The organism is Heliomicrobium sulfidophilum (assembly GCF_057715735.1).
The window spans coordinates 2,163,161-2,179,297 of record NZ_JBVTZZ010000005.1 but is presented as its reverse complement, the minus strand read 5'-3'; the positions used below and the strand labels follow the sequence as shown (position 1 = coordinate 2,179,297).

The 16,137-nt window shown below is 56.8% G+C and carries 17 protein-coding genes; 4 read left to right on the top strand and 13 right to left on the bottom strand.

Annotation, left to right across the window (positions count from 1 at the left end; genetic code table 11):
- Positions 1 to 32 precede the first annotated feature (32 nt).
- Positions 33 to 659: a transcriptional repressor LexA gene (lexA, locus tag AC0CW1_RS15995; protein WP_488183992.1), complete on the bottom strand. Its 627-nt coding sequence runs from the start codon at positions 657 to 659 to the stop codon at positions 33 to 35.
- A gap of 92 nt (positions 660 to 751) precedes the next feature.
- Between lexA and AC0CW1_RS15990 the strand changes: the two genes are divergently transcribed.
- The gene (locus AC0CW1_RS15990) at positions 752 to 1,423 is read left to right on the top strand and encodes a phosphatase PAP2 family protein (protein ID WP_488183991.1); all 672 of its coding nucleotides are present in this window, start codon (positions 752 to 754) and stop codon (positions 1,421 to 1,423) included.
- 66 nt (positions 1,424 to 1,489) lie between these two features.
- Here the strand turns inward: AC0CW1_RS15990 and AC0CW1_RS15985 are convergent, their stop codons facing one another.
- A complete protein-coding gene (locus AC0CW1_RS15985) occupies positions 1,490 to 1,738 on the bottom strand; it encodes an AbrB/MazE/SpoVT family DNA-binding domain-containing protein (RefSeq protein ID WP_488183990.1) in 249 nt (82 codons plus the stop codon).
- Between the two features lie 195 nt (positions 1,739 to 1,933).
- On the opposite strand from AC0CW1_RS15985, the gene AC0CW1_RS15980 reads away from it, so the two are divergent.
- The gene (locus AC0CW1_RS15980; protein WP_488183989.1) at positions 1,934 to 2,080 is read left to right on the top strand and encodes a hypothetical protein; all 147 of its coding nucleotides are present in this window, start codon (positions 1,934 to 1,936) and stop codon (positions 2,078 to 2,080) included.
- Between the two features lie 49 nt (positions 2,081 to 2,129).
- On the opposite strand, the gene AC0CW1_RS15975 is transcribed toward AC0CW1_RS15980, so the two are convergent.
- From AC0CW1_RS15975 to mltG, 3 genes are all read right to left on the bottom strand, one after another.
- The gene (locus AC0CW1_RS15975) at positions 2,130 to 2,336 is read right to left on the bottom strand and encodes a hypothetical protein (RefSeq protein ID WP_488183988.1); all 207 of its coding nucleotides are present in this window, start codon (positions 2,334 to 2,336) and stop codon (positions 2,130 to 2,132) included.
- 85 nt (positions 2,337 to 2,421) lie between these two features.
- Positions 2,422 to 3,888 (bottom strand): U32 family peptidase C-terminal domain-containing protein, encoded by a 1,467-nt coding sequence (locus AC0CW1_RS15970; RefSeq protein WP_488183987.1) that lies wholly within the window; start codon positions 3,886 to 3,888, stop codon positions 2,422 to 2,424.
- A complete protein-coding gene (gene mltG / locus AC0CW1_RS15965) occupies positions 3,878 to 4,894 on the bottom strand; it encodes an endolytic transglycosylase MltG (protein WP_488183986.1) in 1,017 nt (338 codons plus the stop codon). The genes AC0CW1_RS15970 and mltG overlap by 11 nt, the downstream gene beginning before the upstream one ends.
- Positions 4,895 to 5,215: 321 nt before the next feature.
- Between mltG and AC0CW1_RS15960 the strand changes: the two genes are divergently transcribed.
- The gene (locus tag AC0CW1_RS15960; protein ID WP_488183985.1) at positions 5,216 to 6,541 is read left to right on the top strand and encodes a hemolysin family protein; all 1,326 of its coding nucleotides are present in this window, start codon (positions 5,216 to 5,218) and stop codon (positions 6,539 to 6,541) included.
- Positions 6,542 to 6,649: 108 nt separating this feature from the next.
- On the opposite strand, the gene AC0CW1_RS15955 is transcribed toward AC0CW1_RS15960, so the two are convergent.
- The 5 genes from AC0CW1_RS15955 to alaS form a co-directional block, all read right to left on the bottom strand.
- Positions 6,650 to 6,919 carry a DUF1292 domain-containing protein gene (locus AC0CW1_RS15955; protein WP_488183984.1) on the bottom strand — a complete coding sequence of 90 codons (270 nt, stop codon included), beginning with the start codon at positions 6,917 to 6,919 and terminating at the stop codon, positions 6,650 to 6,652.
- A 212-nt stretch (positions 6,920 to 7,131) separates the two neighbouring features.
- Entirely contained in the window at positions 7,132 to 7,590 is a 459-nt protein-coding gene (ruvX, locus tag AC0CW1_RS15950; RefSeq protein WP_488183983.1) for a Holliday junction resolvase RuvX, read from the bottom strand.
- Positions 7,591 to 7,594: 4 nt separating this feature from the next.
- Positions 7,595 to 8,776 carry an aldo/keto reductase gene (locus tag AC0CW1_RS15945; RefSeq protein WP_488183982.1) on the bottom strand — a complete coding sequence of 394 codons (1,182 nt, stop codon included), beginning with the start codon at positions 8,774 to 8,776 and terminating at the stop codon, positions 7,595 to 7,597.
- Positions 8,757 to 9,035: an IreB family regulatory phosphoprotein gene (locus tag AC0CW1_RS15940; protein ID WP_488183981.1), complete on the bottom strand. Its 279-nt coding sequence runs from the start codon at positions 9,033 to 9,035 to the stop codon at positions 8,757 to 8,759. The genes AC0CW1_RS15945 and AC0CW1_RS15940 overlap by 20 nt, the downstream gene beginning before the upstream one ends.
- 139 nt (positions 9,036 to 9,174) lie before the next feature.
- Positions 9,175 to 11,826: an alanine--tRNA ligase gene (gene alaS / locus AC0CW1_RS15935; protein ID WP_488183980.1), complete on the bottom strand. Its 2,652-nt coding sequence runs from the start codon at positions 11,824 to 11,826 to the stop codon at positions 9,175 to 9,177.
- A gap of 246 nt (positions 11,827 to 12,072) precedes the next feature.
- Here alaS and AC0CW1_RS15930 point away from each other — a divergent pair, with 246 nt between their 5' ends.
- Positions 12,073 to 12,627 carry a staygreen family protein gene (locus AC0CW1_RS15930; RefSeq protein ID WP_488183979.1) on the top strand — a complete coding sequence of 185 codons (555 nt, stop codon included), beginning with the start codon at positions 12,073 to 12,075 and terminating at the stop codon, positions 12,625 to 12,627.
- A gap of 27 nt (positions 12,628 to 12,654) precedes the next feature.
- Here AC0CW1_RS15930 and AC0CW1_RS15925 read toward each other — a convergent pair whose 3' ends face one another.
- The 3 genes from AC0CW1_RS15925 to AC0CW1_RS15915 form a co-directional block, all read right to left on the bottom strand.
- Complete coding sequence (locus AC0CW1_RS15925) at positions 12,655 to 13,476, bottom strand: sirohydrochlorin cobaltochelatase (protein WP_488183978.1); 822 nt, start codon at positions 13,474 to 13,476, stop codon at positions 12,655 to 12,657.
- Positions 13,477 to 13,592: 116 nt separating this feature from the next.
- The gene (locus AC0CW1_RS15920) at positions 13,593 to 14,651 is read right to left on the bottom strand and encodes a Fic family protein (RefSeq protein ID WP_488183977.1); all 1,059 of its coding nucleotides are present in this window, start codon (positions 14,649 to 14,651) and stop codon (positions 13,593 to 13,595) included.
- A 379-nt stretch (positions 14,652 to 15,030) separates the two neighbouring features.
- On the bottom strand, positions 15,031 to 16,053 hold the full coding sequence (locus tag AC0CW1_RS15915; RefSeq protein ID WP_488183976.1) for an AI-2E family transporter: 1,023 nt from the start codon (positions 16,051 to 16,053) through the stop codon (positions 15,031 to 15,033).
- Positions 16,054 to 16,137: the final 84 nt, after the last annotated feature.

The following is a 16,137-nucleotide window of genomic DNA, read 5'->3' as shown; positions in this document are numbered from 1 at the left end:
ACCGCGGAAGACGGTGGTTCTCTTTCGTTTTCTTAATGGACTGTGCGCATGACCATGACGACTTTTCCCAGCACAGAGACGTGGCGAACCCGGATCGGTTCGAGGGCGCTGTTCTCCGGCTGCAATCGCACATGATCCGCTTCCATAAAAAAGCGCTTGACGGTGGCGTCTTCGTCGATCAAAGCGACAACAATCTGACCATTGCGGGCATGGGACTGCTTGCGGACGATCACCGTGTCGCCGTGCAGGATGCCGGCGTCGATCATACTGTCTCCCTTGACCCGCAAGCCGAAGAACTCCCCTTCGCCCAGCATCGCCTGCGAGATAGGCAGGTAGTCTTCCACATACTCTGTGGCCAAGATGGGTGAACCGGCCGCCACAGCGCCCAGCAGGGGAACTTGCAAAAAAGCGTCCGACGCAGACCGGCGTGGAGATTCAGGCAGCCGATCGGCGAGAACCTCGATCGCCCGCGGCTTTGTCGGATCCTTGCGAATGAAGCCCTTGTCTTCCAACCGTTTCAGGTAAACATGCACCGTTGAACTGGAGGCCCAGCCCATCTCTTCGCCGATCTCCCGGACACTGGGCGGATACCCCTTTTCACGGACTTTTTTACGGATGACTTCAAAAACTTCCCGTTCTTTCGGTGTGAGTTGCATCATCCCACCTCCGCTTCCATATTAGCACGTATGTTCGATTCAACTCAAGGGAATCTGCGAAGGAACTCCGCTTCGGAGCGGCGAAAGATCAATTGTTGGCGTTACATCTATCTCAGGAGGTGTTCCTGATCGCCTCTTTCTTCCCTCTCCTGGCGGGTTTGGCCGCCGGAACGGCTGTCCTTTTCCTCAATGGAGCACTCCTTAGCGCTTTCGATTGGGCCTTTCCCCTCGATCAGTCGCTGCCGCCTTTGCTGTACGCCTGGCGCTCAGCAGGATGGGACAGCGCCATGATCGCCGTCACCTGGCTGGGTTCGGCCCAATTTCTGCTACCCGCCGCTACGGCAGCGGCCGTCGTCTACTCCCTTCGCAAAGACTGGCGAGGCCAGGCCCTGCTCTTGACGGCGCTGCTGACCTGGACGTTGCTCAACCATCCGGTGAAACTCTTTTTCGGAAGGGTCCGGCCCGACGTGGTCACGGCCCTTGTGTATGAGCCAACCGCCTCTTTCCCCTCTGGCCATACACTGGGCGCGGCCTTAATCCTGCCGGCGCTGTTCATGGCCCTGACCGGTCGTTCCCGCCCGCCGGTCATCGCGCTGTTCCCCATCCTGCTGGTAGCGGTCAGCCGGGTCTATCTGGGCGCCCATTGGCCCAGCGATGTCTTCGCCTCCTTGTTGACGGGCCTTGTCTTCTGGTTCATCGTCCTCCTCGCCTGGTCAAAGGACGTCGAGGGAGTCCACAACATGCCGGCAATAAAAAAGCGGCGGTGAAGCATCACCGTCGCTTTTTTATCGCAGACCGGCGAATCCCCCTTGGAATTCGCCTTCAGAGGAGCCCTAGCAAACGAATTTGGCCATTTCCTCGGCACATTCCTTACAGACGGCCTTCCCCCGGTAGTTATGTACATCGGTCGCGCTGCCGCAAAAGACGCAGGCGGGCTCGTATTTTTTCAATACAATTTTTTCTTCTTCAACAAAAATCTCAAGTCCATCCTTATCGGCGATGCCCATGATGCGGCGGAGTTCCATCGGGATGACAACCCGTCCCAGTTCGTCTACTTTACGGACGATTCCCGTAGACTTCACGAACCCTCCTCCTTCCACGCCCTTCGACAATAATCCTCCTATCTTTACTATAACGTCCATTCTTTACGTAGTCAACCTTATTTTCCCATAAAAATGACGTTTTTTCTTCTATTTTCCTAACTTATTGTAGAAGGAGTAAAAATCCGCGCATTCGGTTACACTAGGAATAAATGTAAAAGAAAGGAGCATCGATACGTGGAAAATAACATCGAGCGCAAAAGCGATAACGTCTTGAACGGCACCACCTGGGAGTTCCTCAAAACCGGTTGGTGGGTCTGGCACGTCTTCGCCATCGGCCTGGTCTTTTACCTCGGACACTTGCTCTGGCCTATGTACCGTTAATATGCGGAAAGGCCCCGGTTTCGCCGGGGCCTTTCCTTTTGATCGGACATCACTTTTCGTCTGCGTCAAGTCCGTATTTGTTCTGCAGGATGTCCTTGATCCGGTTGGCGCGCAAGGCGTCCGTCTCGGCATACTCCAGGAAGAGCTTGGCCACTTCCTTGTCCTCGGTCGTCTGCGCAAACTGCTGATAGTCTCGAGTCAGTTCCTGTTCATTGAGCAGCGACTTCATCAAGAAGTCCCGGGTGTTCAGTTGCATGAAAACGTCACCTCCGCCATTAGTTTGCCGGAGACGGCAGCATTTCATCCAACGGGACTGCTCGGGACTTGTCTCTGTTCCCCTGCTATTCGCCGCTTCCTCCTGCCGACTGCTGGGTCCCTTTTCCATCGTCGCTTTCCCAGACCACCGGCCAGGGCAGGCTCTCTAAGACCCGGATGACTTCCTCCCGCGTATCGGGGGTCGTCCGGATCAGCACAAGGCCAGCCTCCTTGTCGACCGTTGTCGGCACGCCGAGGTGACCGAAGCCTTCCAAGATGATGTCGAGGTAGAAGATGTGGGAGGGGTTGATGCGCACCTTCAAAAAAGCGTCTTCGCCGCCTTCCTTGGGCCGTCGGACGAGATCGAGGGCGGCCACGGGACGGGGCAGGCGGATGCGGATGCGCTGGTGGGGCCGGGGCGCCTGGTCGATGGTGTTGCCCTCGTCGTCGCGCATCTCATTGACGATGGCCAGAAAGGGCGCTCTGTCCGGGCCGGCCAGTTCGAGGATATCGCCCAGGCGGATGCGGTTGCGCACCTCGATTTCGGCCTCGCGCTTCTGGGCGTCATAGCCTTGGACGACGCCGACAAAATCGTAGTCCCGCCGGTAGGGAAGATCAGGCTCCTGGCCCGGCGGCCCGTGCAAAAAGCCGCGCGTATAGGGGCGATGGCTGATCTTGGCCAGTTCCTCCCACCAAGAGGTCGCCGTTCGCCCAGGGCGTCCCGCCGCCTGGGCGGCCTGGGCGCTTTCGACGGCGCGGCGGTAGACCTGAGTGACGGTGGCCACATAGTGGACGCTCTTCATCCGGCCTTCAATCTTCAGACTGTTGACGCCGGCGTCGAGCAAGGCTGGGATGTCCGGCAGCAGGCAAAGGTCGCGGGCGTTGAATACATAAGAGCCCCGCTCGTCCTCCTCGACGGGCAGGTAGAAGCCGGGCCGCGTTTCTTCCACGAGGGCGTATTTCCAGCGACAGGCCTGGGCGCATTCGCCCCGGTTGGCGCCGCGACCCGTCAGGTAGTCGCTGATCATGCAGCGGCCCGAGTAGGACATGCACATGGCGCCATGGACAAAAACCTCCAATTCGATGTCCACGGCCTGGCGGATCTCCCGGATCTCAGCCAGGGAGAGCTCCCGGGCCAGGACGATGCGCTTGGCGCCCTGTTCCGCCCAGAAGCGGGCCGCCTCGGCGTTGGTCACATTGGCCTGGGTGCTGATGTGCAACGGCAGGTCGGGCACGGTGCGGCGGGCGACGGCGAAGACGCCAGGGTCGGAGACGAGGATGGCGTCGGCGCCCATGTCCCGCAGTTCGGTGAGATAGGCGGGCAGGTTGGCAAAATCGCGGTTGTGGGCGAAGATGTTCACGGTGACATAGACCTTTTTGCCCTGCTCATGGGCGAGGGCGATGCCCTGGGCCATCTCCTCAGATGAAAAATTGCCGGCGAAGGCGCGCAGACCGAGCTCTTTGCCGGCGAGGTAGACGGCGTCGGCGCCGTAGCGGAGGGCCATGGCCAGCTTTTCCGGATTGCCAGCCGGAGCGAGCAGTTCAATTGCCATACTTGGCGACCGCCTGCAGGTGTTCGTTGAAGGTTCGGCTGAACTGATGATAGCCATCCCCTTTGGCCACGAAATAGAGGTAATCAGTCTTAGTCGGATACAAGGCAGCCTGGAGGCTGGCCTTGCCCGGATTGGCGATGGGACCGGGCGGGAGCCCCGCGTACTTGTAGGTGTTGTAGGGCGATTCGATCTGCAGGTCCTTATAGTACAGCTTGGCCTTCGGTTCGCCCAGCAGGTACTGGATCGTCGAACAGGCTTCGAGCTTCATGCCTCGGTTAAGGCGGTTGCGAAAGACGGCGCTGATGACAGGGCGGTCTTCCTCTTTCTGAGCCTCTTTCTCGATAAGCGAAGCCATGGTCACGGTGTCTCGGACACCGATATTCAACTGCTTCATTCGCGCCCTCACCTCAGGGGTCATCTCCTGGTCAAAACGGCTGACGAGCATGCGCACAATCTCCTCGGGCGCCGTGTCGCGCGGGATGCGATAGGTGGCCGGGAAGAGGAACCCTTCCAGACGGTTTTCTTTAGCTGGAAGCCCTTTGACATAATCGTACTCCAGCGGCGTCTGGGCCAAGGCTTTGCGGAAGGCCTCCCGTTCGACCAGCCCTTTGCTTGTGAGCAGGTCTACGATCTGACGTGTCGTATAGCCTTCAGGGATGGTGAAGCTGTACAGGCGGCTCTTTCCCTCGATCAGCACATTCAGGATCTCAGGTACAGAGAGACCAGGACTCAGGCTATATTCGCCGGCCTTAAGAGACTCGCCGCCATGGTCGCGGGCATAGTTAGAGAAGGCCTTGCTGCTGCGGATCACTTTTTTGTCCGCCAATATGTCGCCGATCTCACGGGCGGTCACGTTGGGGGGAATCTCGACAACGATTTCCTGCTTGTTTCCCGGTTCAAGAGGCTCCAATCCCTGCTGGTATATCTGGATTGCGATCACTGCAGCGATGACACTGATGATGGCCAGGACCCCGAGGGTCCTGGCCGGCTTCCTCTTTCTCCGCACCATTGGGCCTCCTCTAAAAAAATCCCCCGCTGCCACGGAGGACGTCAGTCTTCATTATAGGCAGAGCGGGCGATAAAAAACAAGCTGATAGCGCATAGAATTATATCTGTCAATGGTCTGAAAATCGCCTAACCAGTTAAACAAGCGTACGAAAGAGAATAACGAAACTACAGGCGTACAGTTTCGCTGTACGGTTGTTCTGGAACGCTATTAACAGGTAGTGGATTTGTTTTTCTTCCGTAGTTTTTGTACATTTAACATGCAGGCTAGATATTCCGTTTTTCAGAGGCGCAATCACAACAATAAAGGAGAGGGTATTTTTTGCCGGATGGCTCTTCGTGGTTTCATTTATTCATGGTTTTTCTGTTGATAGTTGCTACGGCCTTTTTTGTCGCCAGTGAATTTGCCATTGTCAAAGTACGGGATTCCCGTATCCAGCAGTTAATCAATGAGGGAAATAAAAAAGCCAATAATGCGCAAAAAGTCATCAGCAGTCTCGACGAATACCTGTCTGCCTGTCAGTTAGGGATTACGCTGACGGCGTTGGCTCTCGGATGGATCGGCAAGCCTGCAGTTGCCTCTTTGTTTCATCCGCTCTTTCAATCCTTGTCACTTGGTCCGGCAGCTGTAGAAGGCGTTTCAATGGTGTTGGGCTTCTCTCTCATTTCCTTCCTCCATGTCGTTGTCGGGGAACTGGCTCCAAAAACCTTGGCGATTCAACGAGCAGAACAAATCACTTTATGGTGTTCAGGTCCATTGATCCTGTTTTACAAGATCATGTTCCCCGCAATTTGGCTTCTCAACGGATCAGCCCGAGCAATCATTCGTTTTTTCGGCTTGCGCGATATTAATGAGATTAGCGAAAGTCACTCAGAGGAAGAAATCCGTATGATCATTGCAGAGAGCCATAAAAACGGTGAAATCGATAGAACTGAGCTGGAATATACAAACAACGTTTTTCAATTATCGGAGAAAGTAGCCACTGAGGTCATGGTTCCAAGACCAGACATGGTGTTTCTCTATAGCAACTTGTCGATGGAGGAGAACTTAAAGATCATCCAAGTGGAGAAATATGGGCGCTATCCTGTGTGCAACGGAGACAAAGATCAAATCGAAGGATATATCCATGCCAAAGATTTACTGAATCCCTTGCTCCTTAATGGAACTGTGAAAAATTTATCGGAATATCTTCGAAAACCGATCACTGTCTACGAATTTACGCCAGTGATAGAAATTATCCAAAGAATGCAAAAGGAAAAAAAGCAAATGGCCGTGGTTATGGATGAATATGGCGGAACGGCTGGCTTAATTACGATTGAGGACATTCTTGAAGAAATTGTGGGTGATATTCAGGATGAGGATGATCACGAATTCCCACCGATTCAAACGCTAAGTACAGGCCATTATTCGGTCGACGCGCGTGTTCCTTTGGTGGACATCAATCAACACTTAGGGGTGCGCCTGGAATCAGAGGATGTATACACCATCGGTGGTTGGTTTATGTCGAACACGCATGGTAAAGTGGACAAGGGGACTTCTTTTTGCTATGACGACCTGCAATATACCGCAATAGAGTCGGACGCCAACCGGGTTTTACGCATCGAAATAAAAAGTGTTCCGAAAGATATCAATGAAATGAATGATTAGTTCATCGTAAAGTGTCTGTTCACCGCAAAGAAAAGCGCTGCAAGAAGAGCAGGAAAAGGGGAAAAGCCATCCGATACCTCGGATGGCTTTTCGTCATGGGTTTACGGTTTACTCTTCTTCGCCTTCTTCTTCGCTCAGTTCCTGCCAGAAGTCAGCGACTTTTTCCCATTCCTCGTCGTCTTCGATATGGCTGAACACTTCTTCGCCGTTTTCCTCATACTCGACGCGGAGGATAATGGCTTCATCCTCTTCATCGTCAAGCGGCAGGAGGATGGCGTATTCCTTGCCATCAACCTCAACGCGATCCAGTTCTTCAAACTCCAGCTCGTTACCGTCTTCATCAGTCAGGACGATGATGTTTTCTTGTTCCTGATCCACCGGTAATCACCTCTATTCGCTACGAAACTATAGCCATTGTATACCAGGGGACATCCCTTGTCAACGAACGCTCAAGGTAAGTATATCCCCTGAGGCCGCCTCATAACCGTTTTTTAACGATGCCTGATGGTGTCGACTGATGGGGCCTCCGGAGAGCGGGTCGCGAACCGGGGGCCGGGGGTGGGATGACGATGCCTCAACCTTATTATGGACTATGTCTCGGCATCGTTATGACCGTTCGGATGGGCTTTCGCGTTCTGATGGGCTTTCGCGTCGAGAAAGTTTTGGAGGATCAGCACGGCGGCCAGCTTGTCGACGACCTGCTTGCGCTTGCTCCGGGACATGTCCCCGGCGATCAGCGTCTTTTGCGCCGCTACGGTGGTCAATCGCTCGTCCCAGTAGTCGACAGGGATGTTCAGCTTCTCCCCAATGACGCGGCCGAACTCGCGGATGCCTTCGGCCCGGGGGCCATAGGTGCCGTTCATGTTGCGCGGCAAGCCGCAGACGATTCGTTCGACCTCCCAGGTTTTAATCAGTTCTCGAAGGCGCTCCAGATCAGCGGTAAGGCGGCTGCGCCGGATGGTCTCGACGCCCTGGGCCGTCCATCCCATCAGATCGGAGACGGCGACGCCGATCGTTTTATCCCCTACGTCCAATCCCATGATCCGCAATGGTTCATACCACCTTGATGCAAAAATCCCGGCACATGCGCGAGCAGTAGCCGCAGAGAAGGCAGCGCGACGGGTCGACGGTAACGCGGCGGGTACAGAAGGGCTCGCCATTGAGTTGCGAAAAAACCAACCCTGCCTCAGAAGCCTGAGTATCATGACCGATGTCCATGTCAGCGCTGATGTCAGTGGTCACCACACTTGCGTTGTCTATACGCAACGCCCCCTGCGGGCAAGCCGGCACACATCGACCGCAGCCGGAACACCACTCTTCGATATGAAGCCTTCTCCCCCGCCCCCGCACCGCCCGCCAGGTCTCCTCGGAGACTGCTTCCCCGGCAAAGAAGCGCAGGTTCACTTCCAGTTCCCTTTCAGACTGCATGCCGATAGCGATGGCGTCCAGATGTGGCTGGGCAAGCGCCCAGGCGAGGGCTTCCGGCGCTTTGGCGTGGAGGTTGCCGCCGCCGAGGACCTTCATGCCGTAGATTCCCTTTCCCGCCTGATGGGCTTCGGCGATGGCGGCGAGCATGTCTGAGGCCGTGCCGTCAAGAATGCCGATGCCTTCCATGTTGATGAGCGGGTGGATCACATCGACCTCTTCCATGGAGGCGGCGGCGTGGACGGCGGCGACAGCATGAGTCGAGATGCCGACAGCCTTCACCCACCCTCGCGCCTTCGCTTCCAGCAGGTATTCGAAGGCTTCCCGGTGGCCTCTGATGGTATGCTCGCTCTCCTGCTCATGAAGCAGGAAGATGTCGATCACGTCCCGGTCGAGTTCCCGCCGCGCCTCTTCCAGGGCGTCCTGCATCCCTTCGGCGCTGTAGGCGTAGGATTTGGTGGCGATGACCACGTCGTCCAGATCGCCCCCGTCGCCGTTGTAGCTCCGCAAGGCCTCCCGGATGTACGGGTAGGTCCCATAGATCTGGGCCGTGTCGACAAAAGTAAGGCCTGACGAAAAGGCCTGCCGCAACAGCATCGCTCCCCGGTCAAGGGGGAGCGATGCCTGCAGCGGGCCGATCGTCAGGCTGCCAAAACAGAGGCGGGAGACTTCCAGTCCCGATTTGCCGAGTCTTACTTTGCCAAGTCTGGTTTTGCTGAGTTTTGCCTTACTCAGTGATCCAAGACTTGCAGCGCCGAATATGGACTGTTCAATTGATTCACCGGCTGAGCTACTGAGATTTTCCGTCATCATGGCTCTCCAGGTAAAAACGTACAAGCTCTTCCAAAAGGTCGTCGCGCTCGAGCCGGCGAATCAGGCTGCGGGCGTTTTTATGGCTGGTGATGTAGGCGGGGTCCCCGGAGAGAAGGTAGCCCACCAACTGGTTAATGGGGTTGTAGCCTTTCTCCTTCAACGCTTCATAGACGGTGCGGAGAATATCGCTGGTGGCCAGCTCATCTTCCGTCTTCGCCTGGAACATCATCGTCTGGTCAAAGGTATCGTTCGCCATCGGTCCCAACCCCCCCAACGGAATCACGCTCGAACAAAAAGCTTGGGTCAATAGTAAGCTTGGGCAGAAAGGTTCTCTTCAAAAAGGTCTCTCCAACCATATTATTCTGCGCCAGTTTCTATTTTCCTCTACTTTTGCGCTATTTAATCTGACTCTTGAGGAGCTTTTTCGCCGCTTCCAGGGCGTCGGCCAGCTTCGCCGGGTCTTTGCCGCCGGCCTGGGCCATGTCGGGGCGACCGCCGCCGCCGCCGCCGCAGGCCTTGGCGGCTTCCTTGACGAGGTTGCCGGCGTGGACGCCGCGACCGACGATGTCCTTCGTGGCGGCGGCGACGAGGTTCACCTTGTCGCCGGCGACAGCGCCGAGGATCAGCACGCCGGAGCCGAGTTTTTCTTTGAGCAGGTCAGACATGGAGCGCAGGGCGTCCATGTCAGGCGCCTGCACCTTGGCGGCCAGGACGGTGACGCCGTTGATCTCCTCTTTGGCGGCGAGGAGGTCGTCGACCTGGTACTTGGCCAGGCGGCCGAGCAGTTGCTCGATCTCGCGGTCCTTCTCGCGGAGCTGGGCCTGGAGGGAATCGACGCGGTTGGTCACTTCAGCTGTCGGCACTTTGAGCTTTTCGGCCAGGGCGCGGACGGTCTCTTCCTGCTCGTTCAGGTACGTCAGGGCCGCTTCGCCGGTGACGGCCTCGATGCGGCGAAGACCGGCGCCGATGCCGCTTTCGGAGATGAGCTTGCAGAGGCCGACCTGGCTGGTGTTGCCCAGGTGGGTGCCCCCGCAGAGTTCCATCGAGTAGTCGCCCATGCGGACGACGCGCACCGTGTCGCCGTATTTTTCACCGAAGAGCGCCGTGGCCCCCATGGCCTTGGCCTCCTCGATGGACGTTTCAAAGACCTCGACGGGCAGCGCCTGGAAGACGGCCTGGTTGACGGCCGCTTCGATGCGGTTCCACTCGTCCTTCGTGAGGGGGCTGAAGTGGGAGAAGTCAAAGCGCAGCCGGTCGGGCGTGACGAGGGAGCCGGCCTGGTTGACATGATCACCGAGGACTTCTTTGAGCGCTTTGTGCATGAGGTGGGTGGCGCTGTGGTGGCGGGCGATGGCCAACCGGCGGCCGCTCTCGACCTCGGCGGCGACAGCATCGCCTTCCTTTATAGTGCCTTGGGCCACAACGCCGAAGTGGACGTGCAGGCCGCCGGCCATTTTTTTCGTATCTTCCACGCGGACGACAGCGTCGCCGGCGCGCAAGAGGCCGGAGTCGCCGATCTGACCGCCTGATTCGGCATAGAAGGGCGTTTCGGCGAGAACCACCTGGACGGCGGTGCCAGCGCCCGCCTCAGTGACGCGCTCGGCGCCGGCGACGATGGCTTTGACGACGCTCTCGCCGGAGGTCTTGCCATAGCCGATGAAGACGGTCGGTCCGAGTTGCTGGAGCAGTTCGGACCAGAGCTCCATGCCGGCGCCGTAGACGGTGTCCTGGCGAGCCGCCCGGGCGCGCTCGCGCTGAGCTTCCATCGCTTTTTGGAAGCCGTCCTTGTCGACGGTGAGGCCGTTTTCCTCGGCGATGTCCTCGGCCAAGTCGAGGGGGAAGCCGTAGGTGTCATAGAGGGTGAAGGCCTGCTTGCCGGGCAGGACAGAGCCGCCCTCCTGCTTGACCTTGGCCACCATGTCGGCGGCGATGCGCATGCCGTCGTGGAGCGTCTCGTGGAAGCGCTCCTCTTCGATCTTGATGACCTTGCGGACGAAGTCCTGCTTCTCGCGGATGTCCGGGTAGGCCTCGCCCATCAATTCAACGACGACAGGGACGATCTCGTGCATGAAGGGCTTGTCGATGCCGAGGACCTTGCCGAAGCGGACGGCCCGGCGCAGGATGCGGCGCAGCACGTAGCCGCGGCCTTCATTGCCCGGCAGGACGCCGTCGGTGATCAAGAAGGTGCAGGAACGGATATGGTCGGCGATGACGCGGAAGGGAAAGCCCCGGTCGTCGCGGTGGTAGACCTGGCCGCAGAGCTGCTCCACAAAAGCGATGATGGGCCGCAGGAGGTCGGTGTCGTAGTTGGAGCCCACATTTTGCAGGACCGAGGTGACGCGCTCCAGGCCCATACCCGTGTCGATGGAGGGCCGGGGCAGCGGCGTCATCGTGCCGGTTTCGTCGCGGTTGTACTGCATGAAGACGAGATTCCAGATCTCGAGCCAGCGGTCGCAGTCGCACTTGCCGATGGCGCACTCGTCGGCCTTGCAGCGCAGGTGCTCGCCACGGTCGATGAGGATCTCCGAACAGGGGCCGCAGGGGCCGGTGTCGCCCATGGCCCAGAAGTTGTCCTTCTCGCCGAGGCGCAGGATGCGCTCTTCGGGCACGCCGATCATGTCGCGCCAGAGGGCGAAGGCTTCGTCGTCATCGAGGTAGACGGTGGCGTAGAGCTTGTCCTTCGGCAGTTGGCACACGCCGGTCAGGAACTCCCAGGCATACCGGATGGCGTCCTTTTTAAAATAGTCGCCAAAAGAGAAGTTGCCGAGCATCTCAAAGAAGGTATGGTGACGGGCCGTCCGCCCGACCGTGTCCAGGTCGTTGTGCTTGCCGCCGGCGCGGACGCATTTCTGGGACGTGGTGGCCCGCACGTAGGGACGCTTCTCGAAGCCGAGGAAGACGTCCTTGAACTGGTTCATGCCGGCGTTGGAAAAGAGCAAGGTGGGATCGTTGTGAGGGACCAGGGAGGAACTGGCGACGATGGTGTGACCTTTTTGCTCGAAGTATTCGAGAAAGAGCTGCCGTACCCGGTTGCCGGTGAATTCCAAAGCCTTAACGCCTCCTTGAAAATAAACAAAAACCCATCCCCGGACCGCCTTAAACGCCGGCCAGGGACGAGTCAATCCACGTTCTTATCGCGATTGGATCATCGCTCGACTCGTCCTGTCGATATGTGTCCAATCTGTAATATAGCCTGTTGGGGAGGGGGCTGTCAAGGGAGGGTCGGAGCTACGACATGTAATATTTGGCCCAAAGGCTAACACGCTCTCATATACTGCTCCGGGGTGGAGTATATGAAACAGCTAAATCCTGAAAAGTTGGTTGTCGATTACAGAGATGGCGTGACCCCGGCGGAACCTGTCATCGGGCGAAAATATACGTTAACACACTCCGATATCACAGGAGAGCTTTTTCTCACGATCGGTCGCGCCTACGCCTATGAGAAGATCAACAACCTGCGCGATGAAGTCCTGGCTGAATGGCGATGGTATGACGGCACTATCATTTTGTATGTGTATGTTTATGTGAATGGTCAGTTTGCACCCCTATCAGATCGACGCAATCGCATCTTTCGGCGTGAATTGCCGCTGGCGTTAGCGGCGATTCGATTCGGAGATGCTCGATTTTTTATGGCGCACCCTGAATTGGATCATGCGCCTATCCTGATTTATTTTGACTCGACAAACCCATCCTATCGTCGGTTTGAGAACTGGGGGACGCCCAGCGATTATCTGTTACGGCTCTCCTCTACCCCTCCTTGGATGCCTGTTTTGAAAGAAGACGCGACAAGCCAACGAGGAAACAGGCGACAAAACCCGGCGGCATTGCCTCCGGGTTTACTTGGATGATGTGCTCCATCGCTTGCGCCATCGTGGTTATCCCCAGGCTTTCTTCAGGTGGTCCACCATCATGTGGACGATGGCGTCGTTCTCGCCCAACCCTTGCATGTGGACGCTGACCTCATACCCCTTGGCTTCCAACTGGCTTTTCCAGGAATGGGGCTCATCACCGGCCATGTCCTTTTGCGCATGGCCGCCGGCCACGACCAAAAAGGGCGCGAGCTTGACCTTTTTCACGCCGCTGGCGGCCAGATCGCTCAGGGCATGTTGCAGTTCCGGATAGCCCTCGACGGTGGCGAGCATCACGTTCTGGCCCCGGTACCGGTGGCGCAGGAGATCATTTAAGCAGCCAAAGGCGCTCAAGGCCCGGTGGTCGGTCCCATGGCCCATGAGCAGCAGCCCTTCCTCATCGGTGTTTTCGGGGATGAGGCCGGCGATGGCTTCGCAGGCTCGCTGGTAATCATTGAATTCATGGAGGAGCGAGTCGCTGAGGACCAGCCTGTCAAAGACAGGGCCGTCGCTGGTCTTCATCGCTTGGAGGCTTCTGACGATATCTTCGAGATCACAGTACTCCCGTCCGGGGAAGATATGCAGGGAGTGAACGACCACCTGGTTATAGCCGTCGTCTCTCAGCTTCGCCAGCGCTGTCAGCGGGCTGTCGATGAAGACCTGTTGTTCTCGGGCGATTTTTTTGCGAATCATCGAGGAGGTATAGGACCAGCGCACCTCCACGCCGGGGAAGGCCGCTTTTACCTTGGCCTCGATATGATCCAGGGCCGCCCGCCCTTCGGGCACGCTCGTGCCGAAGGCAACGAGGAGAATGGCCTGCTTATTGGCTTTCACTGTTTCATTTGCCATATCGTTAAAGATTCTCCCATCACTAAAAATGACATCGTTCCCACGGTCTTTCCCTGCCTCTCTCCTGCCGCTCTCGCTCCGAGGGCCAGGAGCAGCCCCATTGCTGTAACATTGGTTTACAGGATGATCTTCCTCCACCTCGCGTTCCTCCCATACTCTATACAGACGATCACATCCTGCCTGGCTAACCGGTTGAGCACCTTCTGAATCGTCGGTCGGCTGATACCCGGACAGCGTTCTTGAATATCGGAAAAGCTGAAATCAGCCAGCATGGACAGGACCACTTCCTGGACTTTTTCTTCCTTCCAGCCCCGTTTGCGGTTGGCTTCCGAAACGACACCAACCCGATCCTCGAAACGCTGGTACGCTTTCAGCAGCATGGTCAGGAAAAATTCCGTCCACGGCAGTAGCGCATGTCGCCCCTCATGCCAGCCAAGGGACGAGCGATGCAGCGCGTCATAATAATGCTCCTTGTCTTCCTCGATCACTTTTTCGAGACTGATGTAGCGGCCAACCTCATAGCCGCTCCGGTACAAAAGCAGCAGGGTTAACAAACGAGCCATTCTCCCGTTCCCGTCGGGGAAAGGATGGATACACAAAAAGTCGAGAATGTAGGCAGCCATACTCAACAATTCATTTACCGTACCCAGACTTTTGATGTGTTCATACCGCTCTGTCAATTCTTGCATCGCATCCGGGGTCATCACGGCCGTGACGGTTTGGAAGCGGACCCGTGTTTCTCCGGACGGAAGCGTCTCTCGAATATCATTCTCGGAAGCCTTCCAGGAACCGCCCACACCTGTGGCGTAGTTCATCAAATCCCTGTGAAACTGGAGAATTACGTTTTGGTTTACAGGGATGTATGGCGCAGATTCATGGATCAATTTCAGCACGTCACGATAACCGGCCACTTCTTGCTCAGAACGGTTTCTCGGTTCCGACTTCTCCTGGACTAGCGCAGTAATCCGGCGGGTCGATACATGGATGCCTTCAATCCGGTTGGATGCCTCCGTGCTCTGGATGACGGCCGTATCTTTCATGGCCTTTAAGATCTCCGGGATTTGCCGCTCAAACAGCGCCTGTTTCCCTTTGTACTCGGCAATTCGGGTCAGCAGTGAAATGATAGAATTGGGCCAAGACGCTTTAGCGAGCTTATCATTTCGAAAAGACATCATGATAGATATCCCCTTAAACTATGTAATAAGCGACTTAAAGATATATATAATTATAACCTAGATTTGCTTCTGTAAAAAGAATGAAATGTAACAAACTCCCATACGTTTAACTGATAACCCCTGGTGACTAACTCGGAATTGTCTAAAAACAAAATCGGGTGCCCTCGTCAAGGCCCCCGTGTCTTGTAGATTATGGTTAATGTATTCCTTTCAGAACGGTTACTCCCTTAATCTAATTACCTATCCAAACTTTTTAATAAGTTCCTGGATCCGTTTAAGCCGTTCTTACGAAGCTGCCAATCAGCACGTAGGCGCTAAAAGTGCGGTAAAACGAGGAGCCACATTGTATATTCATTTTTTATTATCAAGACACTAGCGTTTACACCAACACCTTCAACAAGACATATCTCCCCACCACCTTCCCCACCGCCGCCACCGGCACGGCCAGAAGCAGGCCGACGATGCCGAAGAGGTGCCCGCCGGCGAGCAGGGCGAAGATGACGGCCAATGGGTGCAGCCCTACCGAGTCGCCCAGCAGCTTCGGTGAGAGCAGGTTCGATTCGATCTGCTGGACGATGATCATGACCAAAACGGCGTAGAGGGCCAGCCGCGGCGATTCAAGCAGGCCGACGACGACGGCAGGGACCATGCCGATGAGGGGGCCGAAGTAGGGGATCAGGTCGGCGATGCCGGCGATGATGCCGATGAGCAGGCTGTATTCCAAGCCGATCAGGGTAAGACCAACGGTGGTAAGCACGCCGACGGCGAAGGCCATGAGGAAGTTGCAGCGGACGACGGCCCGCAATATGCGGTTCACTTCCCCGCCGACGATCTGCACATGGGCGCGCAAGCGCTGAGGGACAAGGTTGAGGCTCCCTTTGCCGATGGCTTCCCAGTCGCGGAGGAAGTAGAAGCTCATCACCGGGATCAGGACGATGTCGAGGGCGTTTTCCGCCAGGCTGACGGCGCTCTCCAAGACCCAACGCACCGCCGCCAGGAGCGCCCCTTCCCCCCGGGCGAGCGTGTCGCTCCAGACCTGCTGGATGCCCGGCGGGAAGCCCGCCTGGATCATGTCCTGCTGGATGCGGGTGAGCCAAGCTTGCAGTTCCTGGCTGTACTGGGGAAGCTGGACGCTGAAGCGGTTCAATTCGCTGAAGATGCGCGGCATGCCGAAGGCGATCAGGCTCGCAAAGCCACCAAGGACGACGGCAAAGACGGCGAGGATGCTCACGGCGCGCCCGAGCCCCCGCTTTTCCAGCCAGATCACGCCGGGATAGAGCAGGTAGGCTAGGACAAAAGCGATGGCAAAGGGAACGAGGATCTGCCGCAACAGGTATGCCAGGAGCAGCAGGATCACCCAGAAACCGGCCACAAGCAGGATGCGCCAACGGCCTTTTGGCAACGCCGCCTCCACCTCCACCGTTTTTTTCCGTCAGAGAAACTCAAAAAGCCCGCCATCGGCGCGGGCATTTTGCTTCTTCTCCGC

Bases quoted from the DNA above. Each gene is read 5' to 3' on its own strand.
- AC0CW1_RS15970 (WP_488183987.1), bottom strand. From the start codon at position 3,888: ATGGCAATTGAACTGCTCGCTCCGGCTGGCAATCCGGAAAAGCTGGCC.
- AC0CW1_RS15920 (WP_488183977.1), bottom strand. From the start codon at position 14,651: ATGATGTCTTTTCGAAATGATAAGCTCGCTAAAGCGTCTTGGCCCAAT.
- AC0CW1_RS15945 (WP_488183982.1), bottom strand. From the start codon at position 8,776: ATGACGGAAAATCTCAGTAGCTCAGCCGGTGAATCAATTGAACAGTCC.
- AC0CW1_RS15930 (WP_488183979.1), top strand. From the start codon at position 12,073: ATGAAACAGCTAAATCCTGAAAAGTTGGTTGTCGATTACAGAGATGGC.
- AC0CW1_RS15940 (WP_488183981.1), bottom strand. From the start codon at position 9,035: ATGGCGAACGATACCTTTGACCAGACGATGATGTTCCAGGCGAAGACG.
- AC0CW1_RS15975 (WP_488183988.1), bottom strand. From the start codon at position 2,336: ATGCAACTGAACACCCGGGACTTCTTGATGAAGTCGCTGCTCAATGAA.
- lexA (WP_488183992.1), bottom strand. From the start codon at position 659: ATGATGCAACTCACACCGAAAGAACGGGAAGTTTTTGAAGTCATCCGT.
- AC0CW1_RS15925 (WP_488183978.1), bottom strand. From the start codon at position 13,476: ATGGCAAATGAAACAGTGAAAGCCAATAAGCAGGCCATTCTCCTCGTT.